This window comes from Herbiconiux sp. UC225_62 (assembly GCF_042694625.1).
Classification (GTDB): domain Bacteria; phylum Actinomycetota; class Actinomycetes; order Actinomycetales; family Microbacteriaceae; genus Herbiconiux.
In genome coordinates, this window is record NZ_CP170551.1 from 4350616 (window position 1) to 4375680 (window position 25065).

The 25065-nt window shown below is 70.3% G+C and carries 26 protein-coding genes; 9 read left to right on the forward strand and 17 right to left on the reverse strand.

Annotated elements, in window-relative coordinates:
- Position 1: 1 nt before the first annotated feature.
- Complete coding sequence (locus ACFJGU_RS21135; RefSeq protein WP_382306367.1) at positions 2–376, forward strand: GNAT family N-acetyltransferase; 375 nt, start codon at positions 2–4, stop codon at positions 374–376.
- Positions 377–382: 6 nt separating this feature from the next.
- Here ACFJGU_RS21135 and ACFJGU_RS21140 read toward each other — a convergent pair whose 3' ends face one another.
- The 3 genes from ACFJGU_RS21140 to ACFJGU_RS21150 form a co-directional block, all read right to left on the reverse strand.
- Positions 383–766, reverse strand: a complete 384-nt coding sequence (locus tag ACFJGU_RS21140) for a VOC family protein (protein WP_382306369.1) — start codon at positions 764–766, stop codon at positions 383–385.
- Positions 767–835: 69 nt separating this feature from the next.
- Positions 836–2434, reverse strand: a complete 1599-nt coding sequence (locus ACFJGU_RS21145) for an AMP-binding protein (RefSeq protein ID WP_382306371.1) — start codon at positions 2432–2434, stop codon at positions 836–838.
- Positions 2435–2469: 35 nt separating this feature from the next.
- The gene (locus ACFJGU_RS21150; RefSeq protein ID WP_382306372.1) at positions 2470–3744 is read right to left on the reverse strand and encodes an SGNH/GDSL hydrolase family protein; all 1275 of its coding nucleotides are present in this window, start codon (positions 3742–3744) and stop codon (positions 2470–2472) included.
- Between the two features lie 84 nt (positions 3745–3828).
- Here ACFJGU_RS21150 and ACFJGU_RS21155 point away from each other — a divergent pair, with 84 nt between their 5' ends.
- A complete protein-coding gene (locus ACFJGU_RS21155; RefSeq protein WP_382310464.1) occupies positions 3829–4806 on the forward strand; it encodes an NAD(P)H-quinone oxidoreductase in 978 nt (325 codons plus the stop codon).
- 4 nt (positions 4807–4810) lie between these two features.
- On the opposite strand, the gene ACFJGU_RS21160 is transcribed toward ACFJGU_RS21155, so the two are convergent.
- The 4 genes from ACFJGU_RS21160 to ACFJGU_RS21175 all read right to left on the reverse strand — a co-directional run bounded on the left by ACFJGU_RS21160 (position 4811) and on the right by ACFJGU_RS21175 (position 9161).
- Positions 4811–6712: a hypothetical protein gene (locus tag ACFJGU_RS21160; protein ID WP_382306374.1), complete on the reverse strand. Its 1902-nt coding sequence runs from the start codon at positions 6710–6712 to the stop codon at positions 4811–4813.
- A gap of 79 nt (positions 6713–6791) precedes the next feature.
- Positions 6792–7787 carry a DnaJ domain-containing protein gene (locus tag ACFJGU_RS21165; protein WP_382306376.1) on the reverse strand — a complete coding sequence of 332 codons (996 nt, stop codon included), beginning with the start codon at positions 7785–7787 and terminating at the stop codon, positions 6792–6794.
- Between the two features lie 80 nt (positions 7788–7867).
- Positions 7868–8722, reverse strand: a complete 855-nt coding sequence (locus ACFJGU_RS21170; protein WP_382306378.1) for a universal stress protein — start codon at positions 8720–8722, stop codon at positions 7868–7870.
- A 109-nt stretch (positions 8723–8831) separates the two neighbouring features.
- Positions 8832–9161, reverse strand: coding sequence for a nuclear transport factor 2 family protein (locus ACFJGU_RS21175; RefSeq protein ID WP_382306380.1), 330 nt, complete (start codon positions 9159–9161; stop codon positions 8832–8834).
- Between the two features lie 135 nt (positions 9162–9296).
- On the opposite strand from ACFJGU_RS21175, the gene ACFJGU_RS21180 reads away from it, so the two are divergent.
- Complete coding sequence (locus ACFJGU_RS21180) at positions 9297–9749, forward strand: DUF3224 domain-containing protein (RefSeq protein ID WP_382306381.1); 453 nt, start codon at positions 9297–9299, stop codon at positions 9747–9749.
- Positions 9750–9761: 12 nt separating this feature from the next.
- Here ACFJGU_RS21180 and ACFJGU_RS21185 read toward each other — a convergent pair whose 3' ends face one another.
- Positions 9762–10469, reverse strand: a complete 708-nt coding sequence (locus tag ACFJGU_RS21185; RefSeq protein ID WP_382306383.1) for an SDR family oxidoreductase — start codon at positions 10467–10469, stop codon at positions 9762–9764.
- 77 nt (positions 10470–10546) lie between these two features.
- Between ACFJGU_RS21185 and ACFJGU_RS21190 the strand changes: the two genes are divergently transcribed.
- Entirely contained in the window at positions 10547–11008 is a 462-nt protein-coding gene (locus ACFJGU_RS21190; RefSeq protein WP_382306385.1) for a winged helix-turn-helix transcriptional regulator, read from the forward strand.
- A 170-nt stretch (positions 11009–11178) separates the two neighbouring features.
- Entirely contained in the window at positions 11179–12213 is a 1035-nt protein-coding gene (locus ACFJGU_RS21195) for an LLM class flavin-dependent oxidoreductase (RefSeq protein ID WP_382306387.1), read from the forward strand.
- Positions 12214–12285: 72 nt separating this feature from the next.
- Here ACFJGU_RS21195 and ACFJGU_RS21200 read toward each other — a convergent pair whose 3' ends face one another.
- Both ACFJGU_RS21200 and ACFJGU_RS21205 read right to left on the reverse strand, forming a co-directional pair.
- Positions 12286–12777, reverse strand: a complete 492-nt coding sequence (locus ACFJGU_RS21200) for a methylated-DNA--[protein]-cysteine S-methyltransferase (RefSeq protein ID WP_382306389.1) — start codon at positions 12775–12777, stop codon at positions 12286–12288.
- Positions 12774–14561: a DNA-3-methyladenine glycosylase 2 family protein gene (locus tag ACFJGU_RS21205; RefSeq protein ID WP_382306390.1), complete on the reverse strand. Its 1788-nt coding sequence runs from the start codon at positions 14559–14561 to the stop codon at positions 12774–12776. Before ACFJGU_RS21205 ends, ACFJGU_RS21200 begins: the two co-directional genes overlap by 4 nt.
- Before the next feature lie 88 nt (positions 14562–14649).
- Between ACFJGU_RS21205 and ACFJGU_RS21210 the strand changes: the two genes are divergently transcribed.
- Together ACFJGU_RS21210 and ACFJGU_RS21215 are read left to right on the forward strand one after the other, a co-directional pair.
- Complete coding sequence (locus ACFJGU_RS21210; protein ID WP_382306392.1) at positions 14650–15774, forward strand: M4 family metallopeptidase; 1125 nt, start codon at positions 14650–14652, stop codon at positions 15772–15774.
- The gene (locus tag ACFJGU_RS21215) at positions 15758–16216 is read left to right on the forward strand and encodes a protealysin inhibitor emfourin (RefSeq protein WP_382306394.1); all 459 of its coding nucleotides are present in this window, start codon (positions 15758–15760) and stop codon (positions 16214–16216) included. The genes ACFJGU_RS21210 and ACFJGU_RS21215 overlap by 17 nt, the downstream gene beginning before the upstream one ends.
- Here the strand turns inward: ACFJGU_RS21215 and ACFJGU_RS21220 are convergent.
- The 7 genes from ACFJGU_RS21220 to ACFJGU_RS21250 form a co-directional block, all read right to left on the reverse strand.
- Positions 16213–16986 carry a phosphate ABC transporter ATP-binding protein gene (locus ACFJGU_RS21220; protein ID WP_382310466.1) on the reverse strand — a complete coding sequence of 258 codons (774 nt, stop codon included), beginning with the start codon at positions 16984–16986 and terminating at the stop codon, positions 16213–16215. The genes ACFJGU_RS21215 and ACFJGU_RS21220 overlap by 4 nt on opposite strands.
- Positions 16987–17331: 345 nt before the next feature.
- Entirely contained in the window at positions 17332–18360 is a 1029-nt protein-coding gene (locus tag ACFJGU_RS21225) for a sortase (RefSeq protein ID WP_382306396.1), read from the reverse strand.
- Positions 18357–19112, reverse strand: a complete 756-nt coding sequence (locus ACFJGU_RS21230) for a hypothetical protein (protein WP_382306398.1) — start codon at positions 19110–19112, stop codon at positions 18357–18359. Before ACFJGU_RS21230 ends, ACFJGU_RS21225 begins: the two co-directional genes overlap by 4 nt.
- Positions 19109–20197 (reverse strand): hypothetical protein, encoded by a 1089-nt coding sequence (locus tag ACFJGU_RS21235; RefSeq protein WP_382306400.1) that lies wholly within the window; start codon positions 20195–20197, stop codon positions 19109–19111. Before ACFJGU_RS21235 ends, ACFJGU_RS21230 begins: the two co-directional genes overlap by 4 nt.
- Positions 20198–20310: 113 nt before the next feature.
- Complete coding sequence (locus ACFJGU_RS21240) at positions 20311–21372, reverse strand: hypothetical protein (RefSeq protein WP_382306402.1); 1062 nt, start codon at positions 21370–21372, stop codon at positions 20311–20313.
- 37 nt (positions 21373–21409) lie between these two features.
- Positions 21410–22525, reverse strand: a complete 1116-nt coding sequence (locus tag ACFJGU_RS21245; protein WP_382306404.1) for a hypothetical protein — start codon at positions 22523–22525, stop codon at positions 21410–21412.
- A 112-nt stretch (positions 22526–22637) separates the two neighbouring features.
- Complete coding sequence (locus ACFJGU_RS21250; protein WP_382306405.1) at positions 22638–23945, reverse strand: hypothetical protein; 1308 nt, start codon at positions 23943–23945, stop codon at positions 22638–22640.
- A gap of 119 nt (positions 23946–24064) precedes the next feature.
- On the opposite strand from ACFJGU_RS21250, the gene ACFJGU_RS21255 reads away from it, so the two are divergent.
- On the forward strand, positions 24065–24205 hold the full coding sequence (locus ACFJGU_RS21255; protein ID WP_382306407.1) for a hypothetical protein: 141 nt from the start codon (positions 24065–24067) through the stop codon (positions 24203–24205).
- 276 nt (positions 24206–24481) lie between these two features.
- Positions 24482–24763: a hypothetical protein gene (locus tag ACFJGU_RS21260; RefSeq protein ID WP_382306409.1), complete on the forward strand. Its 282-nt coding sequence runs from the start codon at positions 24482–24484 to the stop codon at positions 24761–24763.
- Positions 24764–25065 lie beyond the last annotated feature (302 nt).

The window sequence follows — 25065 nt, forward strand, 5'->3', positions numbered from 1 at the left end:
GGTGCCCGGGCTCGCGATTCGGGCGCGGGTCTGGTTCGCTAGACCCATGAGCGACGAGACGCAGCCGGAGACCGTCATCCGGAACGAACCCGACAAGCACCGCTACGTGATCGAGGTCGACGGCCAGGAGGTCGGCTTCACTTCGTACACCGACCGCGGACAGCAGCGCGTCTTCCTGCACACGGTGATCGACCCGGCTCAGGAGGGTCGCGGCTACGGCAGCGCCCTCATGGCGGCCGTGCTCGGTCAGGTGCGGGATGCCGGCCTCCGCGCCGTGCCGATCTGCCCCTTCATGGCAGGGTACCTGGAGCGCCACCACGAGTTCGACGACGTGATCGACCCGGCGACGATCGAGTTGCGCGCCTCCCTGCGCTGAGCCGGCTCAGTCGGAGAGCACGCTGAGGATGTTGCCCGACGGGTCGAGGAACCACGCGATGTCGGGCCCCATGTTCGCGGCCTTGCCTCGCAGCACTCCCTTCTCGTCCTGCTGCATGCCCTCGTAACGCTCCATCGAGACCCCTCCGGCGGCCAGCTGGTCGACCGCCGTGTCGATGTCGTCGACCACGAAGTTGAGGATGGTGAAGACGGCCGGCACGTGGTCGTCTTTCGGGTAGGCGATGACCGAGGTGCCCCCGGGCACGGTGATGTCGAGGATTCCCATCTCGTTGAGCTTCACCGTCAGCCCGAGCGTCTCGCCGTAGAACACCCGCGCAGCCTCGATGTCGCGAACGCTGAAGCCGCTGAATCCGTGTTTCGTGTCGAGCATGGTGTTTCCTCCCGGTCGCTCATGTGAACACTGTCCACAATGTCACGGACGGGCTCCCACGTCCACCGCTCAGCCGACGGCCGCGTGCCGCCCCACCTTCGAGCGCAGATCCTTCCGCAGGATCTTGCCCGAGGTCGACTTCGGGATCACCTCGATGAACTCCACCATCCGCACCTTCTCGTGCCCGGCGACCCGCTCGGCCACGAAGGCCATCACCATCTCCTCGTCGATCTCGGCGTCGGCACGCCGCACCACGAAGGCCTTCGGCACCTCCTGGCCGTCGTCGTCGTCGATGCCGATCACGGCGGCGTCGACGACGTCCGGATGCGTCAGCAGCACGGCCTCCAGCACGGCGGGCGCCACCTGGTAGCCCTTGTACTTGATGAGCTCCTTCAGCCGGTCGACGATGGTGTAGACGCCGTCGCGGTCGACGGTCGCGATGTCGCCGGTGTGCAGCCAGCCGTCGCGGTCGAGCGCGTGGGCGGTCGACTCCTCGTCGTGCAGGTAGCCGCGCATCACCTGCGGCCCGCGCACGAGGAGCTCACCGGGCGCGCTCGGCCCCTTCCTCGGCACCCGCACGGCCAGGCCCGACGAGGGGTCGACGACACGGCACTCCGTGTTCGGCAGTGCCAGCCCGATCGACGAGCGGTCGATGTCGGGCCGGTCGGTCGGGATGGCATGCGTCACCGGACTCGCCTCCGTCATGCCGTAGCCCTGGCAGACCGTGCAGCCGATCCGTTCCGCCACGGCCTCGGCGAGCTCGCGGGAGAGCGGGGCCGCCCCCGAGAAGATCACGTCGACACCCGACAGATCCACGTCGTCGACGAGCGGATGCTTCGCCAGGGCGACCGCGATCGGCGGGGCGATGAACAGCCACGTGCACCGCTGCGAGCTCGCGATGCGGAGGAACTCGGCCAGGTCGAACTTCGGCATGGTGACGAGGGTCGCGCGCTTGAGCAGCGCGTAGTCGAGGAGGACGGAGAGTCCGTAGATGTGGAAGAAGGGCAGCACCGCGAGCACGCGGTCGTCGCGGCCGAGGCCGATGACCTTCTCACTCTGAAGCACGTTCGCCACGAGGTTGCGGTGGGTGAGCATCACACCCTTCGGATGCCCCGTGGTACCCGAGGAATACGGCAGCACGGCGAGGTGCGTGGCCGGGTCGAAGTCCACCTCGGGCGGGGCCGCGCGATCGAACAGGAGGTCGCGGAGCGAGGGGTGGCCCTCTACGCCGTCGATCACCACGAGGTGGTCGTCGGCGATGCCCACGGCCTGCGCCGCCTCAGCCGCCTGCGGGAGCAAGGCGGAGACGGTGAACAGCCAGTGGGCATCCGCGCTCTTCAGCTGCTCGGCGATCTCGCCGATCGTGTAGAGCGAGTTGATGGTGGTGGCCGTGCCGCCCGCGCGCAGCACGCCGTGGAAGACCGTGGCGAAAGCGGGCACGTTGGGGCAGAGGATGCCGACCGTGTCGCCCACTGCCAGGCCGCGGGCGGCGAGCGAGCCGGCCAGGGAGTCGATCTGGGCGATCAGCTGGCGGTAGCTGGTCTCGTCGCCGGAGGTGCCGTCGACGAGCGCGACGCGGTCGAGGTCGGCCTCGTCGAGACCGGCGAACAGCAGCTGGTAGACGCTGACGGCGGGGATCTCGACGTCGGCGTATGTCGATCGGGTCATGAGCTATCTCCTTCGATAGTCGTTGGGCTATTTGACTACCCCTCAGCACTCTCCCGCAAGGCCCTGATCCGCACGCCGATGAGGATCGCCCCGGCGGCCGCCAGCAGACCGGCCGCCACCGCCAGCGACGGCACCGGGTCGGCACCGCTGGCCGCGAGCTGCCGATCGTCCGCCGTGGCGGCGGAGGACGCGCCGCCGTCGGGGTCACCAATCGCCTGAGGCGGTGTTCCGCCGCCGTCTTCCTCGCCCACCGTTCCTTCGCCCACGGCCGCCGTGACGGCCGCAGCGACCTGGTCGGTGAGGAAGGCCACACCGGCGGCGTTCGGGTGCAGGGCGCCGAGCTTCACGAAGAGGTCGGGATCGGGGGTGGGCGTGCCCTGGTTCGGCTGGTCGAAGAGCAGGGAGATGCCGTTGACGAAGGCCGATCCGTCGGTCTGGCAGGCGCTGTGCGACTCCGTCTGCGGCAGGGTCGAGAGATAGGTGGCGCCCGCTGCCTCTGCGTTCTCGCGGATGGCGGCGTCGAGCTTGGCCTCGACGTCGTGCAGATAGGTGGTGTCGGCGGCGGTGTAGGGGAAGGAGTTCTCGGGGTAGGGCGGCCCGCCCGGCGTGAGGGCCGGAGTGAAGCATCCAGCGGCCGGCACGTTCTCGACGTCGGGCGAGAGCGTGGGGTAGCCCACCACGATGACCTTCGCGTTCGGGGCCTTCTCGGCGATCAGCGCGTAGGTGCTCGCCAGGGCGGGGGCGACCACGTCGTCGATCTTGTCGGCGAGGAGGTCGACCTCGGGCAGCGGGTGGTAGTAGTCGGAGCAATCGGTGTAGAGCGGATCGCCGAGGATCGGCTCCCCCGGGCCGAGCGAGACGCAGAAGGCGGCGACGTCGGCGAAACCGAGGTCGTTACCGCCGATGGTGACGGTGACGACGTCGGTGTCGGCGGTGAGGTACTGCGACTGCACCGGTGCCGTCCCCAGGCCGGTGATGGTGGGCTGCGGGGTGTCCCGGATGTTCGCGGTCACCGCGCCACTGCAGGTGCGGTCGTCGAGTTCCAGACCGAGCCGTGCCGCCACCTGATGGGGGTAGTTCTGTTCGGCTTGGAAGCATCCGTCGGCCGGGGTCGAGAAGCTGAACGGCTCGAGGCCGAACCCGGCGGAGTACGAATCGCCGAGCGCCACGTACTGGAGCCCCTCCGTGGCGGCCGGAGCGGCGGGCGCCTGGGCGTTCGCGGCGGTGGCGGGCAGAGCGGTCACCGCCAGGGCGAGCAGAGCGGCCGAGAGCAGACGGATGGGTCGCGGGAGTCGGAGGCGTCGATGCACACCCGTAGAGTACCGGCCGCCGAGCTCGGGTTGAAGTCCCCGAACGGGCCTGCCGACGACGTCCGAGGCGGTACGGTCGACACCATGAAGGCTGTCCTCGTGCGAACCCCCGGTGATGCGTCCGTTCTCGAGATCGGGGAGGTGCCGGATGCGGTGCCCGGCGAGGGTGAGGTGCTCATCGACGTGGCCGCGGCCGGAGTTAACCGGGCCGACGTGTCGCAGCGGGAGGGTCACTACCCGCCGCCTCCCGGGTCACCAGAATGGCCCGGACTCGAGGTGTCGGGCGTGATCGCCGGCGTCGGGCCGGGCGCCGAGGCGGCGGGCTTCGCCGTGGGCGACCGGGTGTGCGCCCTGCTCGGCGGGGGCGGCTATGCGGAGCGGGTCGCGGTGCCCGTGGGGCAGGTGCTCCCCGTGCCGGAGACCGTGGACCTCGTCGACGCCGCCGCGCTGCCCGAGGTGGTGGCGACGGTGTGGTCGAACGTCTTCCTGCTCGCCGAGCTGCGGGCCGGCGAGACGCTGCTCGTGCACGGCGGATCGAGCGGCATCGGCACCATGGCCGTGCAGCTCGGCCGCGCCTTCGGAGCGCGCGTCGCGGTGACGGCGAGGTCGGCCGAGAAGCTCGAGGCGTGCCGCGAGCTCGGTGCCGACATCCTGATCGACTACTCGCAGGACGATTTCGTGCAGCGCATCAAGGAGGAGGCCGGAGGTGCCGACGTCATCCTCGACGTGGTGGGCGGGGACTACCTCGACCGCAACGTGCGGGCTCTCGCCGTCAACGGGCGCATCGCCAACATCTCCAGCCTCGCCGGCGGCCAGGCGAGCCTGAACCTCAACGCGCTGATGATGAAGCGGGGCACCATCCGCTCCACCAGCCTCCGGGCCCGCCCGCCGGCGGAGAAGGCCGAGATCATCGCGAGCGTGCGCGAGAACGTGTGGCCGCTGGTCGAGAACGGCAGCGTGCGCCCGGTGATCGCCGCGCGCTTCCCGCTCGCACAGGCATCCGAGGCGCATCGGCTGATGGAGTCGTCGGCGCACGTGGGGAAGATCCTGCTCGTGCCGTGAAGGGCTAGTTCTCGGCGAGCACGATCACGCGGTCGCCCGGTGCGAACGCGACGCCGGCGGCCTTCGGGGGGTTCACGTGCACACCGTAGGCGCGGGCGGCGTCGTGCGCGTCGGCCGCGACGCGGTAGCCGATCGCGGTCTCGCCGCGCAGCAGGGCGGCCTCGGCGACCGTGTAGAAATCGACCGTCACGCCGGGCTGGACGTAGTCGTCAGCGGGTCGCAGGTAGATCTCGCTGCCCTCGCTCGAGAACAGGGTGGCGAAGACATCCGCCAACAGCTTGTTCTCGCTCACCTGCGAGAGCATCAGGCTCACCAGCTTCTCGCTCACGATGAAGTCGTCGGCGTTCGTGACCTCGGCGAGCTCGCGGTTGCGGTCGTCGAGCATCTCGCTCACCACGTTGAGGTCGACGTCGTGGCGTTCGGCGATGTCGCGGAGGTGAAGCAGGGTGATGAGGGTGCGGGCGTCCGCGCGCTGGGCGGGCAGCGCATCCTTCTCGGCCAGCACGATGATGTGGTCGAAGCGGTAGACCTCGAGCGCGTCGAGCACGCGGCGGCTGGTGGGATCGGCGCGCTCCACCGTGATGTCGAGTCCGCCGAGGGCGGGCAGCTCGGGGCAGTCGCCCGGCGCGACCACGCGCACCGTCGATCCGGGTGCCACGTAGTCGCGCAGCTCGCGGAGCATCATCACCAGCCCGCTGTTGCAGCCGAGCACGAGGGTGTGTTCGGGGCGCGCATCCGCCGGCCGGGGCGCGACGATGGCCGACCTCTCGGGGGCGACGGGAGCCGCGAGGGCGATGGTGCTGTCGTCCTCGGCGATCACGATGAGCTGGTCGCCCGGCGCCAGCACGGTGTCGGCGGGCGGGTTGACGGCCACGGATGACGCGGGCGCACCCGGGGCGGCGTGGACGCCGGTCGCGATGCCGATGACGGTCGAGGTGGCGAACGCCGACTGCACCTCGCCGTAGGTGCGCCCGACGAGCGTGGGCTGCTCGGTGAAGTAGATCTCGTCGCCACCGAAGTCGAGGAGCTCGGTGTAGACCACGCTCAGACCGCTCTGCCGGCAGGTCTGCACGGTGACGCGGCTGATCAGGTCGCTCGCCAGCACCCAGTGCGTCTCGTCGCGGCCCACCAAGCGTGCGGCTTCGAGGTTGGCCGGGTCGTCGAGCTCGGCCACGATGTGGAAGTCGTCGTCGCGGCGGTTCGGGTTGTTGGTGAGCGCGAGGGCGGTCTTGATGACGGTGGAATCGGGATCGTCGTCGCCCTCGGAGGCGAGGATCACGATGCTCCGGGCGTCGTGCGGACTGCCGAGCTCGAGGTCGTTGAGGTTCATCGGGTCGCCGGAGCGGCAGATCACCCGGGTGCGCCCGGTCTTGCCGGCTTCGGCGCGGATCGCATCCTCCATCTCCACCTTGTCGCGGGCGGCGAGCACCACGATGGCGCTGCGCCCGCGCGACTCGTTCGCGATGGCGAGTTCGCTCACGATCGAGAACACTTTCGGGCTCCAGCCCAGGATGAGGGTGTGGTCTTTCTCGAGCACCCGCGAGCGGCCCTTGCGGAGCTCCTCGACTTTGCTGTCGAAGGCCCCGGAGATGATGCCGATGAGGCTCGCCACGATGATCAGGCCGCCGATGGTGACCACGAGCATGAGGGCGCGGAAGCCCCATCCGGAGTCGCCGCCCATCGTTCCCGGGTCGAGGGTGCGCATGAGGTTGCCCCAGAGCACGTCGAGGAAGTCGGCGGACGAGGCGTCGTCGGGGTAGGCGTGCACGACGTAGACCACGACGGCGAGGATGACGACGAAGACGGCGGTGGCGGCGCCGAGGAGGAGCATCAGGGCGATGGTGCCGCGCGACATCCAGTCGTCGAAGCGGTAACGCACGCGTTCGCGCAGGGCGGGTCTGTCCATGGGGCTCCTTCGGCCGGGCTGCTCGAACCCTAATGCCTGAGAAGCGCTCACGTCTCGCCCCTCGTTCGGGGGCGATGACTCAGGCCAGGCGGATGCCGCTCTGCAGCCGCGGTCGCAGCTCGAAGGCCCGGTCGATGCTGGCCCGGTCGGTGGTGCCGACGCCGTTGCGGAGGAGTTGGGGCAGCAGTGACCGGCTCACCACGATGGCGCCGGCTAACCGCCCGCGCTCGACCACCTGCATCGGTTCGGCGAGCGCGGCATCCGGGACCACGACCACCAGGTTGGTGAACGTGACGCCCAGCGAACGGCCGAGCGAGCGGGCTCCGCGGCTCAGCTCGTGCAGGGGCTCCTCGTCGCGGTGCACGCCGTCACCCACGATCTCGCCCTTGTGCAGGCGCACCTCGCCACCCCAGTCCTCGGACTGGATGGCGAAGAGTCCGGCCGGGCCGAGCACGACGTGGTCGATGGTCTCGGGGACGCCGGCGGCGCTGCGGCCGGTGAGCACGTTGTTCCAGATGGTGTAGCCGATGCCGAGCGTGCCGACGATGCCCGCCGTCGACTCCTCGGCGATCGCCTTGGCCAGCCAGCTCCGGATCTCACGCGGCGCCGACCGCACGAGCGCCGGGTCGTAGGGGTCGTCGATCGAGACGCCGCGGCCCACCCACTCGCGCAGGAGCGTCAGGTACTGCTCGCGCTCCTGACCGCCCGGATGCCCGTAGCTGCGCGCTCGCACCGAGGAGCTCCGCGCGCGGCCGGTGCGGAATCCGCTCTGGAAGCCGCTGCCGGGGGTGGAGGCCGATCCGGAGGCACCGGCCGCGTGCGCCTCGCCGGCTCCGTATCCATCGGGCGCCATGGTGCGGGCGCCCTGACCGCGATCGTAGGCGGCGCGGTCTTCGGGAGTGCCGACGCGCTCCCAGGCGTGCTGCACCTGCACGAAGAGGGCAGCGTCTCCGCCGGTGTCGGGATGCGTCTGCCGCAGCAGACGGCGATAGGCCCGGCGCAATTCGTTCTCGCCGACCGTGGGGTCGACCCCCAGCACCTCGTAGGGGGTACGGGCGGCGGGACTGTCGGACACGCCACAACGATATAGCCCCAATCCGGGCACGAGCCCCAGGGCGGCTGGTGCTTCGCTCAGAGCGGAGTGGACGGGAGCGGCTAGGTGACCCGGAGCACGATGACGGGGCAGGGAGCGTTGAGGAGCACGTCGTGGCTGACCGATCCGAGGAGGAAGCGGCTGAGTCCGCGGCGGCCGTGGCTGCCGATCACCAGCAGCGACGCCTCCTTCGAGGCTTTCACGAGGGCGGCGGCCGGTGCGTCCAACTCGACCTTCGTGTCGATCTCGACCTCCGGATGATCGGGGTCGACCTGCGCGAGGGTCGTCTCGACGTGATGGCGGGCCTGCTCCTCGAGGGCGTCGTAGAGCTCGGACCCGTCGGTGAAGTCGGGCATCGAGAGCGGGGGCACGGTCCAGGCGCTGACGACGTGCAGCGGTTCGCCGAGACGCGCGGCCTCGGCGATGGCGGTCTCGAGTACGTGAGCGGCGGCATCCGATCCGTCGATGCCGACAACGACGCCTCGGCGGTGCACGACGGGCAGATCGGGGATCACGGCCACCGGCACCTTCGCCGCTGCGGCCACCCGGATGCTCACGGCACTCGTGGTGAGCCGCTCGTAGGCGTCTTTGCGGTAGGTGCCGACCACGAGGAGGTCGGCGCCGATCTTCTCGGCCTCGGCGCAGAGCACCTCGACCGGTTTGCCGGAGAGCACCCGCGAGGTGACCGCCACGTGCGGCGCCTTCGTGTCGGCGTTGAACGCGGCCTTGCCGAGGACGATCTCGCCGTGTTGCTCCAGCAGGGGCGCCGCAGTGAAGGCCTCCGAGTCCCAGGAGGTGTCGGCGACGTAGATCACATCGACGTCGTGCTGCGTGGCCTCCGCGCGTCGCAAGGCCCAGTCGAGGGCCACCTTTCCCGACGGCGATCCGTCATACCCCACCACGATCGTGCCGGTCATCCTGCCTCTTTCCGTCTGTGCTGCTGTGTCGTGCTGTGCTGCGTCTTGCGGTGTCGTGCTGTGTCGTACTGTCGCTCGCTGCGCCGCGTCGGCGGATGCCCCGGGCCGGTCAGCCCGTGATGTCGACCCGCGAGATCCGGTCTCCCTCGAGAGCGAACGCCATGGTTCCGCCGCCGTTGTAGCCGTGGCCGGTGACCGCGATGGCGACCGCGTAGACACCGTTGGTCTCGGTGAACCCCTCGACCTCGAAGTGACTCTGCACGCCCATGTTCTCGTTCTCGTTCCAGGTGGCGATGCCGTCGTGCCCGTGGAAGGAGCGACCCCAGTCGTCGAGCACCGCGTCGGCGGTGAACGCGGCCAGGAAGCGATCCCGGTCGGATAGGTTCGTGGCGTCGAAGAAGTCGGCGATCGCGGGCGGAAGACTCTCGGGGCCGGTCATGCCTCCATCCTGACGGTTCCGGCGGCGGCGCACCAGAGACGCTGGGCGTGTCCTCAGGGTCGGCGCGGGCGGGCGGATTCCGCGCTGTCGCGATTGTTCAAGAGCAGCACGGGCGCGCATCCGTAACCTGGACGCATGAGCGAACACGAGACCATCACCGCGCGCTTCTCGGTGACGGGCTGGGACCCGGTCGAGCTGCCCGGTCTCACTTCCTCCGCCGACCCCGCCGGTGCCGCCGGTTCCGAGGGCGGCGATTCCGCGCCCGCCGACTGGGTCGGCGCGATCACGATGCGCAAGACGTACACCGCGGGGCTCGTCGGGTCGAGCGTGGCGCACTTCATCTCGTCGGGCGACGAGGAGTCGGGGCGCGGCTACCTCGCCGCCGAGCGGATCACCGGCACGCTCGACGACGGCCGATCCGGGTCGATCACCGTGCACCACGGCGCCCTGCAGCATCCCGACGACCCGTCGGCCTTCGGCTACCTCGTGCCCGGCACCGGAACCGGCGACTTCGCCGGCTTCCGGGGCCAGGCCCGCATCCTGCACGACGCCGAGGGCCCCTCCTTCGTGTTCACCCTGGAGGAGTGACCCTCGCGCGGGTCAGCCGGCGAGCTGGGGGTAGAGGGCGAGGATGGGGGCGGAGAGGCCCTGCTTCACCGAGGCGCTCAGCTCGTCGGCCAGCACTTCGTACTCACCCGCCAGGAGCGCCGCGTAGGAGTCGCGCACGACCACGGCGGGGTCGCTCTTGGGGTCGCTGGTGTGCGCCGCCATCGGGGTGTCGATCCAGCCGACGTGGAGGCCGGTGACGAGCGTGCCCTGAGGCGCGAGCTCGAGGCGCAACGAGTTCGTGGCCGACCACAGAGCGGCCTTGGCCGCACTATAGGCGCCCGCGATGCCGATCCAGCTCAGCACCGAGTGCACGTTGAGAAGGGCTCCTCCCCCGTTCGCCGCGAGCACCGGCGCGAAGGCGCGGGCGACGGCCACGGCGCCGAAGAAGTTCGTCTCGAACATGGCGCGGAGCTCGGCATCCGTGCCGGTGGCGATGCCGGAGCCCGCTCCGATGCCCGCGTTGTTCACCACCACCGTGACGTCGGTCGCGGTCGCTGCGGCGGCGGCGACGGACTCGGGGTCGGTGACGTCGAGCTGCAGGGGGACGACGCGCGCGTCATCCCACTCCCGCGGGGTGCGGGCGGTCGCGTAGACCTTGGCGGCGCCCGCTTCGAGCGCCTGGCGCACGAACTCGGTGCCCAGACCGCCATTGGCGCCGGTGACCAGCACGACGGCGGAGTCGAAAGTGGTGAGTGACATGGATGCTCCTTCTCGGTTGTGTTTCCCAACTTAGCACTCTGAGTCCGAACTCCCTACTCAGGGGTAGAATCGGATGCATGACCGCACTGCTCGGCAAAGACCTCAACTGCTCCATCGCGCGCAGCCTCGAGGTGCTCGGCGAGAAGTGGACCCTGCTGATCGTGCGCGAGGCCTTCCGTGGCCGCACCCGCTTCTCGGAGTTCACCGACTCGCTCGGTATCGCCCGCGACATCCTCACCAACCGGCTCGGCACACTGGTGGAGTACGGCGTGCTGTCACGGCAGCCTTACCGCGAGGAGGGCGAGCGGGAGCGCGAGGAGTACGTGCTCACCCAGGCCGGCCGCGAGCTGCTGCCGATCATGGCGGCCTTCACGGCCTGGGGCGACCGGCACCGGGCGAGCGAGGTCGGACCGACCGTGCTCTACGAGGACGCCGGCACGGGCGAGCTCGCGGAGCTCCGGTTCACGACGGCCGACGGGCGCATCCTGGAGCTCGCGGATGTCGGCACCCGCCCCGGTCCCGGACTCGACACCGTCTGAGGCGCGCTCGTCCGGCTGCGCACGTGCGGCCTGCGCTCGTGCGGCCTGCGCTCGCGCGCGTCTCACGGAATACTGGATCTCATCCCGCCGTTGGCATCGGCGACGACAATTGATGCAAACGCATGAAGTGAGCCGGTGTCCCGGCCCACGGCGAGGATGAGGAGCACCCCATGGCACAGCAGATCGAGCTCGGACTCGACACCTTCGGCGACGTCACCGCCGACGAGAGCGGCACCCCGCTCCCCCACGCCCAGGTGCTGCGCAACCTCGTGGAGCAGGGTGTGCTGGCCGACGCGCTCGGCGTCGACTTCATCGGCTTCGGCGAGCACCACCGCAACGACTTCGCGGTGACCAGCCCCGAGGTCGTGCTGGCGGCGGTCGCGGCCCGCACCTCGCGCATCCATCTCGGCTCGGCCGTCACCGTGCTCTCCTCCGACGACCCGGTGCGCGTGTTCCAGCGCTTCTCGACCCTCGATGCCCTCTCGAACGGGCGCGCCGAAGTCATCCTCGGGCGCGGCTCGTTCACCGAGTCGTTCCCGCTGTTCGGCTATGAGCTCTCCGACTACGAGGAGCTGTTCGAAGAGAAGCTCAACCTCTTCGCCGAGGTGCGGAAGCAGGAGCCGGTGACCTGGTCGGGCGCGAAGCGGGCGTCGCTGACGGCGCAGAGCGTGTATCCGCCCGTCGAGAACGGTCTGCTGAAGACGTGGGTGGGCGTGGGTGGCAGCCCCGAGTCGGTGGTGCGGACGGCGCGCTACGGATTCTCGCTCATGCTCGCCATCATCGGCGGCGACCCGGTGCGGTTCGCGCCCTACGTCGACCTGTTCCAGCGGGCGCAGGACCAGTTCGAGACCGGGCGCCAGCCGATCGGCGTGCACTCCCCCGGACACGTCGCCGACACCGACGAGCAGGCCCGCGAGGAGCTCTGGCCCCACTACTCCGCGATGATGAACCGGATCGGCCGCGAGCGCGGCTGGTCGCCGATGGGGCGTGGTCATTTCGAGCAGGAGGCCGGGCCGGAGGGGTCGCTGTACGTCGGGTCGCCCGAGACCGTCGCCCAGAAGATCGCGAACACGGTGAAGAGCCTCGGCATCGACCGCTTCGACCTCAAGTACGGCAACGGCGGCCTCTCGCACGAGAAGCTCATGCGCAGCATCGAGCTCTACGGCACCCAGGTCGTCCCCCGCGTGCGCGAACTCCTGGCCTGACCCCGCCCCTTTTTGCCCCGAGACGCCCTATTTCGCGCGAGATAGGGCGTTTCGGGGCAAGAAGTTCGGGGGTCAGGCGGCCTCGCGGGCCAAGAGGGAGCGCTTGACCTCGACGCCCCAGGCGAAACCGCCCATCGAGCCGTCGCTGCGGAGCACGCGGTGGCACGGCACGAACAGGGCGGGCGCGTTGCGGGCGCAGGCGCTGGCTGCGGCCCGCACGGCGCTCGGGCGGTCGAGGGCCGCCGCGAACTCCTGGTAGGTGAGCGGACTGCCGGGCTCGATCTCGCGGAGCTTCTCCCAGCCGCGCATGTGGAACTCGCCGCCCCTCTGCACCACGACGACGTCGTCGATCGCATGGATGTCGCCCGCGTAGTAGGCGTGCACCGCGTCGGCGGCGGCGACCGTGCCGACCTCGAGGGTCGCGGGCCGAAGGCTCGGGGTGAGGCGCGCGACGAGCGCCTCGGGGTCGGCGGTCCAGCCGGAGGAGAGCACGCGACCCTCCTCGTCGGCGATGATGCCGAACGGACCGTCCGGGGTGTCGACGAACTGGATGGTGGCGGTCATGGCGTGTTCTCCTTCGTGAGAGCGGATGTCGTGGAGGCGCGGAGCGGAGGGCGACGGGCGCCGCCGGCCGCGAGCGGGCGGGGTGGGGAGCGACGTGCGGTGGCCGCGTCGGCGGCGGCTCCCCAGAGGTGGAGGCAGAGGTAGGAGCGCCAGGGCGCGTAGTCGGCGGCCCACGCGGCCAGCTCGCGCGGCGCATCCGGGAATCCGAGCGATCGGGCGCCCGACCGCACCGCGACGTCGCCCGTGAGCAGGATGTCGGGATTGCCCAGTACCCGCATGGCGAGGTAGCCGGCGGTCCACTCTCCGATGCCGGGAAGAGCGGTGAGCCGGCGGCGGAGCTCAGCAGCGTCGTCACCCGAGGAGATCTCGAGCTCGCCCGAGGCGAGCGCCTCGGCCACGGCGACGACCGTCGCGATCTTGGCGCGGGGACCGTAGAGCACCGCGCCCGCGTGCTCGGCGATCTGCGCAGCGGTGGGGAAGAGCAGAGTGGGAACGCTCGGGGCGTCGGCCGGGCGGCCGGGCTCGGCCGCGGCCGTCTCGAGGGGCGAGCCGGCCGCGACCGCGAGCCGGTGCAGCATGGTGCGCGCGGCGGCGACCGTGATCTGCTGACCGATGATGGCGCGGAAGAGCATCTCGTGGGCATCCACTGCTCCGGGCAGACGGATGCCCGGCACGGCGGCGACCCGGGCGGCGAGCGCCCTGCGCGCGCCCTCGAGGCCTCCGGCGGCGATTTCGGGAGGAGCTGCGTGCGACGAAGGCCGTATACGGGGGTCGTTCGACGCTCCTCCTCCCGAAAAGTCGCCGCTTGCCGTGTCCGGCGTGGTTTCGGGCGAACGTGCGCGCGAATGTGCCTGCAGACGGGCGTCTTGTGACGCGGATTCGTTCGAAACGACATCCGCTCTCGCGGCGGCGGCCGTCAGGGCCGCGTCGATGGCCACGGGGTCGGCGTCGAGGTCGAAAAGGCGGCGGATGCGCGCCACCAGCACCGGCAGGTCGCCGAGCGCCGTGAGGTGGGCGTCGAGGAGGAGGCGCGAGCCGCGATCCTGGCGCACCGTGAACCAGGCCGGGCCTCCGGGGAGCGCCAGCGACCGGGTGTAGGAGTCGGGCCCCGCGATCTCGATGCCCGGGATCGCGCGCGCGGCCAGCCAGGCGAACACCCCCGCCGCGTCGAAGGGTTCGCGGTAGGGCAGCGCGAGCTCGATCGATCCGGGCGTCGCGGAACCCGCGGGCGACTGCCGCGCCCGGATCTGGGTAGGGGTCAGCTCGAACACCTCGCCCACGGTGTCGTTGAACTGCCGGATGCTCGTGAACCCGGCCGCGAAGGCGATGTCGGCCATGGGCAGATCGGTCGACGTGAGCAGCGTGCGCGCGGTCTGCGCCCGGTGCGCCCGGGAGAGCGCGAGCGGACCCGCGCCGAGCTCGTGGGTGAGCACGCGGGTGAGATGCCGCGCGGAATACCCCAGGCGGCGCGACAACCCGTCGACGCCCTCGCGCTCGATCACGCCGTCTCCGATCAGGCGCATGGCGCGGGCGGCGAGGTCGTCGCGCAGGTTCCAGGCCGGGGTTCCGGGCACGGCTTCGGGCAGGCAGCGCTTGCAGGCGCGATAGCCCGCCTCGTGGGCGGCGGCGCTGGTCTCGTAGAAGGTGACGTTCGCCGCCTTCGGCGTGCGGGCGGGGCAACTGGGGCGGCAATAGATGCCGGTCGAGCGCACCGCCGTGATGAACTGGCCGTCGAAGCGGCGGTCGCGGGAGGCGATGATCCGGTAGCGCTCGTCGAAGTCCATGGCTCGAGTCTGACAGGTGCCACCGACACCTTCTAGCGGAAATCGGACATCGCGGTGCGGTGTCGGTGGCCCGACGTAGTGTCGAGGCATGTCGAGTTCATCGCCCGCCTCCTCCCTCGTCCGTCCGCCCCTCCGCGCGCGGTCGATCGTGCCGCCCTACCTGCTCGCGCGCATCGCTGCGGCCGACGCGTTCGGGATGGCGCGGGCCGCCGAGGCGGCACGGAGGTCGCTGCTCGCCGATCCGCCCCTGCGAGAGGAACGGGCGCGCGCCTCCGGCGCGACGCCGGCCACTCCGCCGTCGGCGCTGGCCGTTTCCCCGGCGACCGTCGCGGTCGATCGCACGGTCTTCGACGCCGGCAACACCGAGACGCTTCCCGGCCGCGAGGTGCGGCGCGAGCAGGATGCGCCGGTCGACGACGTGGCCGTCAACGAGGCGTTCGACGGGCTCGGCGCCACGCACGCCCTGCTGCTCGACGCCTTCGGCCGCGACTCGGTCGACGGCAAAGGCCTGCCCCTCCTGGCCACCGTGCACTACGGCACGGACTACGACAACGCGTTCTGGGACGGGGAGCGCATGGTGTTCGGCGACGGCGACGGCGAGGTCTTCGGCCGCTTCACCGCATCGCTCTCAGTGATCGGTCACGAACTGGCGCACGGCGTCACGCAATACACCGCGGGTCTTGTCTACGAGGGTCAGTCCGGAGCCCTGAACGAATCCTTCTCCGACGTGATGGGCGCCCTCGTCGAGCAGCACCAGCGCGGCCAGCGGGCGGATGCCGCGAGCTGGCTCATCGGCGAAGGCCTCTTCACCGACGCCGTCGAGGGGCGGGCGCTGCGGTCGATGATCGCACCCGGCACGGCCTACGACGACGACGTGCTGGGACGAGACCCGCAGCCGGCCGACATGGCGGGCTACGTCGACACCCGCGACGACAACGGCGGGGTGCATCTGAACTCCGGCATCCCGAATCGGGCCTTCGCGCTCGCGGCGACGGAACTCGGCGGGTTCGCCTGGGAACGCGCGGGACAGGTCTGGTACGACACGGTCGTGGGGGCGTCGGCGCCGCTCGATCCGCGCTCGACATTCGCGCAGTTCGCGGCGGCCACCGTGGAGGCCGCGCGGGCGCGATTCGGGGCGGACTCGGCAGAACTCTCGGCGATCGAGCGGGCATGGGTTACCGTGGGCGTGAGGAGCGATGACACCCCAGGATGACGACACCCCCGGTCCCGACGCAGCGGCCGGCACATCGGATGCGAACGACACGCGTGCCCCGGATGCGACCGGTACCGGCGGCGCGGACCGCGAGCCGAACGCAAGTGACGACACGCCGTCGGGCGTCGGCAGCGAACTGCGCATCACGGTGGCGCGCTCGGGCGGCATCGCCGGCATCGGGCCGCAGTGGACGGTGACGGCATCCGAGGAGGCCGACGTCGACTCCTGGCTGTCCCTCGTGGAGTCATGCCCGTGGGATCCGCCCGAAGCCTCGACCGGAAGCGCCGGATCCGCCCCGATCGGCGGCGCGCCCGACCGCTTCGTCTACACGATCCGCGTCTTCCTCCCCACCGCCGAGGAACGCGACGCCCGCGTGCCCGAACAACGCCTGGACGGTCCCTGGCGCACCCTGGTCGACCGGGTCAAGGACGCCGCCCGCTAACCGAAGACGCCGTTCACGTAGTCGAAGGTGCGGGAGTCGATCGGGCTCGAGAACATGGCCTCCGTCGACCCGTGCTCGACGATGTGCCCGGGTTGCCCCTGCGAGGCGAGGAAGAAGGCGCACTGCGTCGACACCCGCTGGGCCTGCTGCATGTTGTGGGTCACGATCACGATCGTGACGTCGTCGACCAGCTCGAGCATGGTCTCCTCGATCACGCGCGTCGAGGTGGGGTCGAGGGCGGAGCACGGCTCGTCCATCAGCAGCACCTTCGGGGTGACCGCGAGCGACCGGGCGATGCAGAGGCGCTGCTGCTGGCCGCCCGAGAGTCCCCCGCCGGGGGCGCGCAGGCGATCGCGCACCTCCTTCCAGAGCCCGGCCTTGGTGAGGCAGGTCTCGACGAGGTAGTCGCGGCGGTCGCGGTCGGCCCGCGTGCCCGTGAGCTTCAAGCCGGCGAGCACGTTGTCGTAGATCGACATCGCCGGGAACGGGTTCGGTTTCTGGAACACCATCCCGATGTTCTTGCGGGCGTCGACGAGCTTGCGCGACGGGTCGTAGATGTCCTCTCCGTCGATCAGCACCTCGCCGGCGAGGCTGGCCGAGGGAACGAGTTCATGCATCCGATTCAGGATGCGCAGGAAGGTCGACTTGCCGCATCCGGACGGCCCGATCAGCGAGGTGATCACGCCGGCCGGCATGGTGAGCGACACCCGGTCGAGCACCTGGTGGTCGCCGAACCAGGCCGAGATGTTCCGGGCGTCGAGCGAGGCCAGCGGCGGGCGCTCGTCGACGGCGAGGATCTGCTGCTCGAAGCTGCGTGCCGACTCGGCGCCCGAGACCTGCTGCTGTGCGGCGGTCGCGCGGTAGCTCGTCGTGGGCGGCAGGATCGCTCCGCCGTACTGGTCGGCGTTCGAGTACGGGCGGACGACGGGCATCCCGGAGTCCGGGTGGGTGGAGACGGGCGGCGACCAGTCCCGCGGGCCGGGCGCCTTGCCTTTCATGATCTGCCGCTGCTCGCGGCGGCTGAGTTGCGGCATCACGGTGGTGACGTCGTCGACCGGCGGGGTGGTCGGGGTGTCCGGGGTGTCAGACATGGATGCTCCGTAGGGTTCGGGCTGTCACAGCAGGTTCGGGAGGAGTCGGGTGACTTGGTCGGCCACGAGCAGCCCGGCGAGGAACATCACGGGCACGAAGACGACCCACATCTTCTGGGCGCCGATGCGGCGGTAGGCCCACACGGCCGCGATCTCGGCCACCACGAAGAACTGCAGGGCGAAGATGAGCGCCCACACGGTGGAAAGGTCTGTCGCCATCTCGAGATCCTGCGGCGGGAGCGCGGCGTAGCTGGTCTGCCGTGCTCCGGCCGGCTCACCCGTGCCCACCAGTTGGGCGTCCACTCGGGCCGTGCCGGTCGGGATGTACGCCGTGCCGCGGGCGGTCTCGAGCACTAGGCGGCTCTCCCCCGCCTTGAGAGGAGGCGGCGCGGGGTCGCCGGCGTAGCGCACCCCGATGACCTTGAACTTCTGCTCGCCCTGGCCGGTGAGTACGGTGAAGGTCTCTCCGGGGGCGAGCTCCTGGATGCGGCTGAACGGCCCGCCGTACGCGGCCGCGCGCCCCATGACGGTGCTGAGCCCCGTCTGGCCGGGCAGCACCGAGTCGCGGCGGTGTCCAGGGCCCGCCTTGGTGTCGGCCGAGGAGGTGCCCTCGACGATCACCTCGCTGACACCGATCGAGGGGATGCTGAGGATGCCGACGGGTGCCCCGTCCGGAAGCAGGGTGTCGTCGAAGGCGCCCTCGCTGACCGGGGCGGTTCCAGCCGCGAGCTGCTCGCGGTAGGCGTCGCCGAGCTGCTGCTGCGACACGGCGTGCTGCAGGTGGCTGAGCACCATGAGGTTCGCCGCGAAGGCGAGAAGCAGGGCGGCCACCACGGCGAGACAGCTCCGGGCAAGCACCTGCGCCGGCGTGAGCGGCGCCAGCGGCATCATCGACCGCGGCATCCGCTTGGGCATGCGCGGCGGTCTCGGCGGCCCGGAGTCGCCGCGACCCGAGCGCCCGAAGCGCCCGAACGGCCCGCCGCCCGTAGGTGGGAGTGGTGATCCCCCACCCGCCTGCGCTTCGGGCCGCACCTCGATCACGGTCGTCGTCACGCGGTCGACTCCACCAGGCTCGGCTCGGTCTCGGGCTCGCCGCGCAGGATGCGGACCACGGCATAGGCGCCGGCCGCGATCGCCACCAGAACGAGCAGGAACCACGGCGGCAGGAACACGAAGGCGTCGCGGGTGAGGGGCTGGAGCGCCACTCCGTCGACGGTCTCGGGCGGGGTGAGAGTCATGTGCGTGGTGGCGAAGGTCCACTGCCCCACCCCGGTCAGGGTGGCGTCGATCGTGCGCGACTCGTTCGGCTTCAGTCCTGTCACATCGATCGGGCCGACGGCGCTCAGTTCGGCGCCGAAGGCGTTCGTGACCCAGAACTTCGCCGTGCTGTCGATGATCGCGTTCGAGACGTTGAGCACCGTGAAGGAGGTGCGCACCTCGCCACCCAGCGGGTTGATCGACGGGGTGTACTCGTTGTGCAGCCCGCTGATGTACAGGATGCCGCCGAGGCTCGCCACGCCCTCCGCCGGGAGCGGCGGGTTCTGGTTGCCGGTGACCACCGTCGATCCGTTCACTGTGGTGCGGGTCGTCGTGTTCGAGGTGGTGGGCGCGGCCGGCGGGGCGACAGCCGGCCCAGGAGCCGGCGAGACCGTCACGGTGATGCCGATGCCCCGGGGTGCCGGCTGATCGGCGGCGACGGCCGATCCGGCCCCCGCGAGCATTCCGAGCGTGAGCAGCGCGCCGAGGCCCGCGACGAGCGGCGCCAGGTACGGCCGGCGGCGGCTCCGTGATCGTGGCGCGGTCACCGTGGCTCGTTCGAGGTGACCGGCTCGGCCTCGTCGCGCGCCTTGCGGCGTGCTTCGGCCTCGGTGTACGCGATCCAGTCGCGCGCGGTCTTCTCGTCGCGCGCCCGGCGGATGCGGATGAAGAGGTAGATCCCGGCCGCGATGGCGAGCGCGATGAGCAGCAGCCACGGCACCGCGAAGGTGACCGTGTCGCGGTTCACCTGGGGCAGGGGACCGGGGTTCAGCGCATCCGGATCGACCGTGGGCTGCAGCGAGACGTAGGGGTTCAGGTATCCCCACTGGCCGGTGCCAGGCACCGTCATGGTGATGGTGCGAGTGCTCCCGGGCAGCATCTCGCTCAGGTCCTGGCGGGTCTGCGCGCCCGTGCTGATGCCGAACCACGTGTTCACGCCGGCGACCATGGTGGCGCCGAGAGCCACGTTCCCGCTGTTCTTGACAGTGAAGGTGATGGCGGTGCTGCCGTCGAGGGGATTGACCTGGCCCTGATAGTCGGCCGCGATGCTGCTGATGGTCAGCGCCGGCTGGAGGTCGCCGGGCACGCGCACGTAAAGGCGGGTCGCGACGCGCCGATCGACAAGGATCTGGCCCTCGGCGCTCGTGACGGAGATGACGATGCCGGCCGCGTGGTCGCCGGGGCCGGCGTCGGCGGGAACGTTGAGCGTGAAGGGCACGACCTGGGAGGCGCCCGGATCGAGCGGGATGTCGATCTGCTTGGCGCCCTGATCGAAGCTCACCCAGCTGCCGGCGTCGGAGGCGGGCGCGTCGGTGTCGAGGAGGCCGTACGATCCGTCTTCGGTGTTGTAGGCATCCGTCGCGAAGACCTTCATCACCTGCGGGGTCGTACCCGTATTGCGAACCATGTAGTCATCGGTCAGTTGCTGGCCCGGCGCGATCTGGTAACTGAAGCGGCTCCGGCCATCGGCGCTGGCGTCGGTCGCGGGGGATCCGGAGATGCCGTCGGTATCATCGGCGCGTGCGGGCATCGCGGCAGAAGCAGCGACCATGACCCCGGCGAGCACCAGGGCGACGAGGACCACGGCGACGAGGCGCCGCAGAGACTGAGTCAGAGCGGGGATGAGAGGCACAGTTGATTTATCCAGGATCAGTTGGCGTGGGAGCGGCACACGGGTGAAGGACGCGTTAACGGCGGCGTGCCGAACGGGGGCCGCGATCGCTCGCGACCCCCGTCCGGGGTGCACTACTTCGAAGCGAGCGTGAGCGTGAGCTTCGAGGTGTAGGTGCCGGCCGGCATGTTCGCCGGGGAGACGAACGTCAGGTCGGCGTCGAACTTCGTGGTCGCCACGGCAGCGGAGTCATCCGTCTGCGCGAAGACCGACGGGTAGACAGCGGAACCCGCGGTCTGAGCGTTGGCGAGCGTGACCGCGGCGTTCGGCTCCACGAGCTTCGGCGCGAGGCCGAGCTGCTTGTTCGCGATGACCTTCGAGCTGTCGGCCGAGTTGGTGAAGTCGGTGACCGTGGTGGTCAGCGTCCAACCCGGGTGGGTGACGACGCGGCCGTCTTCGACCGAGAACTGGCCGAGCGTACCGGTCGAGGTCGACAGGCCGTTGACCAGGGTCGGGTTGCCGATCGTCGCGGTGCCGGAGGCCGGCGCCACGAGGTTCAGCGTGCCGTCCTGGGCGGCGATGGTGGTCGCCTCGAGGTTGACGTCGAACGAGCCGCTGGGCTCGGCCGGGGGCTCCTCGGTCGACGGGATCGCGAACGTCCAGGTGCCGGTGCCCGGCGTGATGGAGATGTTCGTGTAGTAGATCGCGTCAGAGGCGATGGCGAGGTTGTTCGTCTTCATGAACGCGAAGCCGAGGCTGTAGTTGCCACCCGCGGCGCGCACGCCGTTGGCACCGACCGGGCCGAGCACCATGGCGCTCAGCTGGGCGGCGGGGAGCAGCACGTTCTTCGTGCCGGGCATGAAGCCGCTCTCGTTGTAGGCGACCCACGCCGACGGCGTGCGCTCCTGTCCACGGGGCGAGATGAAGACGCGAACGGATTCCGCGTCGGCGGGGCCCGTGAAGGCCTTGTCGAAGTCGGTGTTCGTGGCCTCGGGGCTACCGGAGTAGTCCGTCGTCCAGTTCATGACCTGGCCTTCGGTGGCGGCCGTTCCCTCGATCGACTCGACGAGGTAATACGGACCGTGCGAGCCGACCGTGGGGTCGACTGCGGCGCTTGCCGAGGCGGCGGTGGCGCTCACGAGCGCTGCCGCGACGACACCCACTGCGGCGATGCGCAGTGCGGTTTTCTTCAGCATGATGTGCCTTTCGGAAATCGGGATGATCGGATCGGAGTTACTGGAAGTTGGCGCGCTGGGTCGCCTGGGTGGACGGTGCGAGGAAGCCGAACTTCTTCTTCACAGCACCCGAGGAAGCGGGGCTGTTGGAGAAGTTGGTGAGGCTCTTCGCGACCGACGGGTTGATCAGGTCGAAGAGACCCTGGTCGAATTTCGCGTTGCCTTCCTCGACGCGGGCGTTCTCGACGACGACGTAGGTGTCGCGGCCGAAGGTGGAGCTGGCGTAGAACGTCGCCTCAGGAACCAGAGCGTTGCCGGTGCCGGTGTAGGCGGCGACGCCGCCGATGGCGCCGAGCAGCACGTTGGTGCCGGTGATGGTGTTCACACCGGTCGCGCCGTTGGACTGCGCGATCCAGCTCGCCGCCGAGAACGGGATGAGCTGGATGGTGTTCGCGGCCGGGGTGAGCTGCCCGGCGTTGTTCTCCTGCAGCGTGGTGGTCGCGGCATCCGGCACGCCGGCCGGGTTCGCTGCGACACCGAGAGCGCCGATCCAGAAGTTGCGGGTTCCGGAACCGGTCTGCGGGAGCTTCGGAACGACGGTCACGCCGCCGATCGTGGTGAGGGTGCCGTTGTAGATCTGGGTCAGCTGCGAAGCGGTGAGCGACTCGATGCCGGGGGCCGAGGTGACACCGGCGCCGAGCTTGTAGGCGTAGCTGACCGCGTCACGTGCGAAGGGCACGTAGAGAAGCGGCCCGGCGATGTTCGGCGACGCGGGACCCGAGGAGGAGCGCGCGATGTCGACCTGACCGCTGATGTTCACCGACAGGCCGTTCTTGACCCACGCGGTGCCGTCGACCGAGCGGCTGAGGGCCTTGACTCCGTCGCCCGAGCCCGAAGGACGACCGAAGAACGGTCCGTTCGGCTTGGTCTGGATGGCGGTCGAACCGAAGGCGTCGAACGAGCCGAGGGTGTTACCACCCGCGGTCACGCGCACGTTCGACCCGCTGAGGGTGGTGCCGTTGGCGAGGGCGTTGCCGGCGTCCTGCAGCGTGTCGGAACCGACCAGCACGTAGCTGTTCGAGACCGGCTCGGCGTTGGCCGGGGCGGCGATGGCGATACCGGCGAGGGTGACGCCGAGGGCGGCGCCGAGCGCCACGACCTTCTTCATCTTCACTTCGTTGGTTCCTTTCGGGAGGGGTGACCGAGCGCCCGCGATCGCGGCCGCATCGACTTGGGGCGAACCGTGCGGTGAGGCACGCCAGCGCGAAGTCCAAGAACAGGGGGCATCACAGACGTCTCCGGATGCGTGTGAGGAAGGAGACCGCGAGCGCGGCCACGAGACCGGCGCCGATGCTGATCGGGACGGCGGCAGAGATCATGCCCAGATCCGCGTCGGCGGCGGTCGGTTTGCCGGCGAGGGGCCCGGCGGTCTGGCCCGAGGGCGACGGGTTCGACGGCAGTTGCGCACCAGGCACCGCGGGCGGTGCGGCCGCCGGCGCAGCAGCCGGTGGAGCCGCCGTCTTCGGTGGCGCGGTAGGTCGCGGAGTCGGTTGCGCCTTCTGCGGACCCGCCTGGATGGTGGCCGCCGCCGACAGCGCCTGGTTGCGCCAGCCCTGCGGCAGTGGGGCGTACCCGGCCGGCAGCTGGCCGAGTCCGGTCCCAGGCTCCTGGCCGCTCGTCACCGCGTACTCGATGAAGTTGGCGTAGTCGCCGCGCAACTCACCCGGACCCTCGTCGTTCGGCTGGGAGTCGTCGGCATCGGCCATCGCGGGGTTCACCGCGGCGTAGACCGGCATGGCCAGCGGGTAGGCGTTGGTGGCGGCGTGCGCCGACTCCGAGGTGGGGTCGAACCCGTAGACCTGCGGTTGGGCCGGGTCGGCCGTCATCGCCGCGGCCGCAGCAGTCAGCGTGTCGGCATCCGGCTGCACGAATTGACCTGCCGGGTTGAGCAGGGCTGCGGTGTACACCTGGTACTTCGCTGCGGCAGCTGTGTCGGTCAGGCCGAGCACCGACTGGAGGCCGGGCACGTTGCGGGCCGCCTTGCCGTATTTCGGCGGAGTCGCCGAGATGTCCCAGCCTCCGAGGAGCTGCCCGTCGCCTCGCAGGGTCAGGTTCGCCGACTGGTCGAGAGTGTTGGTGTACGGGCGCCAGGTGACCAGGTTGACCGGGCCGGCGCCATCGGGACCGGGCACGGCGGGCTGCTCGATCGGATCGGCGCGCGGGAAGTTGTCGAGCGGATACGTGGTGCCGGTCGGATTGTCGTCGCTCGCCAGTCGGCTCCACGGGTTCACGATCATCTGCCACGGATCGGGCTCGCCGTTCAGGAACGCCCGGGCCTCGGGGTCGGCGATCACGTAGCTCCACATCGCCCAGGCGCCGTCGAGGCGGCCGAGGGGTGTGAGCAGATCGGCCACAGCCGGCGAGGTGATGGCCTGATAGGCCCATTCGGGATCGTTGATCGCCAGGAAGTCGGGGTCCGAGGTCAGGTTGCGGGCGTTGTGGCCCGGGTCGAGTGGTCCGTTGTAGCCGATCTCGGAGCGGTCGGCACCGTTGGGCAGCGAATCGACGTAGGAATTGGTGAGCAGTTTGGCCACGAGACGCGGCGTCAGCTTCAGTTCCGTGAAGGGTAGTCGCGCACGATCGAGCGCGTCGTCGGGGGGTGTTGCCGTCGGCGCTCGGTTGTCGGTCGACGGCGAAGGAGATCGCGAGCCCCGTGAGTGCCACGGGTGCGTATTGCAGCGAGTCCTTGATGCCCTCGGCCCGGAGGGCCCGTGAGGTGAGCGCCATCGGAGCGGCCACGGTGCCGTTCGCGACCTGCACCGCATCCGACTCCGTCTGGCCGATCAGCGAGTAGGCGGCGCCGTCGACGGCGCCGCAGAGCTGTGGCTGCCATGAACGCACGGCGTCGGAGATGAGCTCGCTGCCGGCGAGCTGCCGCTCGGCCGCGCCGATGAGACAGCGCGCGCCGATCGGCTGGAAGTCGAGCCGGATGGCGATCCGGTGCTTCCACGCCGACCAGGCAAGGCCTGAGTTCACGATGTACTGCTTGCCGGGATCCGCCTCGCCGCGCGGAATGATCACGAGCCAGCAGGGAGCTCCACGGACCGACCCGTCTTCGGCGCGCACCTCTTTGCCGCACCCGAGCCCGGGTGATTCAGCGGCGGTCTGCAGCTCGAACTTCGCCGACCCCGATCCGTCGCTGCTCGAGCCGGCCCAGCTCACCTCGTTCGTCGTGAGACGCGTGAAGAACTGGTTGGTGCTCGGGTCGACGCCTGGCACGATGGCGCCGTCGTGCACCGACTCCACAAGGTCTCCAGTGGCCGACTTGAACGGGATACCGGTGAAGTTCTGGGTGAATGGACCGGTGCTCTTCGCCGTGTACTGCTGGTCTTCCTCATCCACGGTGGCGTAGTCGGCATTGGTGGAGTAGCGGTAGGCGCCCGGGGTGCCGAAACCCCCGTACTGGCAGGTCGTGCGATCAGGACCGCCGTCGGGGTCGTCGCCCCAACACTGCATGATCTGCAGGAAATTCGTGCCGCCGGTGGCGGAGGTCGGAATGTCGGACTTCTTGCCACCGGTCCAGCCGATCTGGATGCCCTGGGCGAGCAGGTCGCGAGTCTGCGACACGGTCACCGTCAGGTCGGGCATCGGCGCGTTCGCGAGATCGGTGTCCTGCTGGTTCGCCGATACGGTGACGGCGGAGGAGGTGTCGGC

Excerpts from the sequence above, each read along its gene's own strand:
- ACFJGU_RS21140 (WP_382306369.1), bottom strand. The coding sequence starts at position 766 with ATGCTCGACACGAAACACGGATTCAGCGGCTTCAGCGTTCGCGACATC.
- ACFJGU_RS21145 (WP_382306371.1), bottom strand. The coding sequence starts at position 2,434 with ATGACCCGATCGACATACGCCGACGTCGAGATCCCCGCCGTCAGCGTC.
- ACFJGU_RS21155 (WP_382310464.1), top strand. The coding sequence starts at position 3,829 with ATGAAGGCTGTCCTCGTGCGAACCCCCGGTGATGCGTCCGTTCTCGAG.
- ACFJGU_RS21160 (WP_382306374.1), bottom strand. The coding sequence starts at position 6,712 with ATGGACAGACCCGCCCTGCGCGAACGCGTGCGTTACCGCTTCGACGAC.
- ACFJGU_RS21170 (WP_382306378.1), bottom strand. The coding sequence starts at position 8,722 with ATGACCGGCACGATCGTGGTGGGGTATGACGGATCGCCGTCGGGAAAG.
- ACFJGU_RS21175 (WP_382306380.1), bottom strand. The coding sequence starts at position 9,161 with ATGACCGGCCCCGAGAGTCTTCCGCCCGCGATCGCCGACTTCTTCGAC.
- ACFJGU_RS21180 (WP_382306381.1), top strand. The coding sequence starts at position 9,297 with ATGAGCGAACACGAGACCATCACCGCGCGCTTCTCGGTGACGGGCTGG.
- ACFJGU_RS21185 (WP_382306383.1), bottom strand. The coding sequence starts at position 10,469 with ATGTCACTCACCACTTTCGACTCCGCCGTCGTGCTGGTCACCGGCGCC.
- ACFJGU_RS21190 (WP_382306385.1), top strand. The coding sequence starts at position 10,547 with ATGACCGCACTGCTCGGCAAAGACCTCAACTGCTCCATCGCGCGCAGC.
- ACFJGU_RS21195 (WP_382306387.1), top strand. The coding sequence starts at position 11,179 with ATGGCACAGCAGATCGAGCTCGGACTCGACACCTTCGGCGACGTCACC.
- ACFJGU_RS21200 (WP_382306389.1), bottom strand. The coding sequence starts at position 12,777 with ATGACCGCCACCATCCAGTTCGTCGACACCCCGGACGGTCCGTTCGGC.
- ACFJGU_RS21205 (WP_382306390.1), bottom strand. The coding sequence starts at position 14,561 with ATGGACTTCGACGAGCGCTACCGGATCATCGCCTCCCGCGACCGCCGC.
- ACFJGU_RS21210 (WP_382306392.1), top strand. The coding sequence starts at position 14,650 with ATGTCGAGTTCATCGCCCGCCTCCTCCCTCGTCCGTCCGCCCCTCCGC.
- ACFJGU_RS21215 (WP_382306394.1), top strand. The coding sequence starts at position 15,758 with ATGACACCCCAGGATGACGACACCCCCGGTCCCGACGCAGCGGCCGGC.
- ACFJGU_RS21240 (WP_382306402.1), bottom strand. The coding sequence starts at position 21,372 with ATGCTGAAGAAAACCGCACTGCGCATCGCCGCAGTGGGTGTCGTCGCG.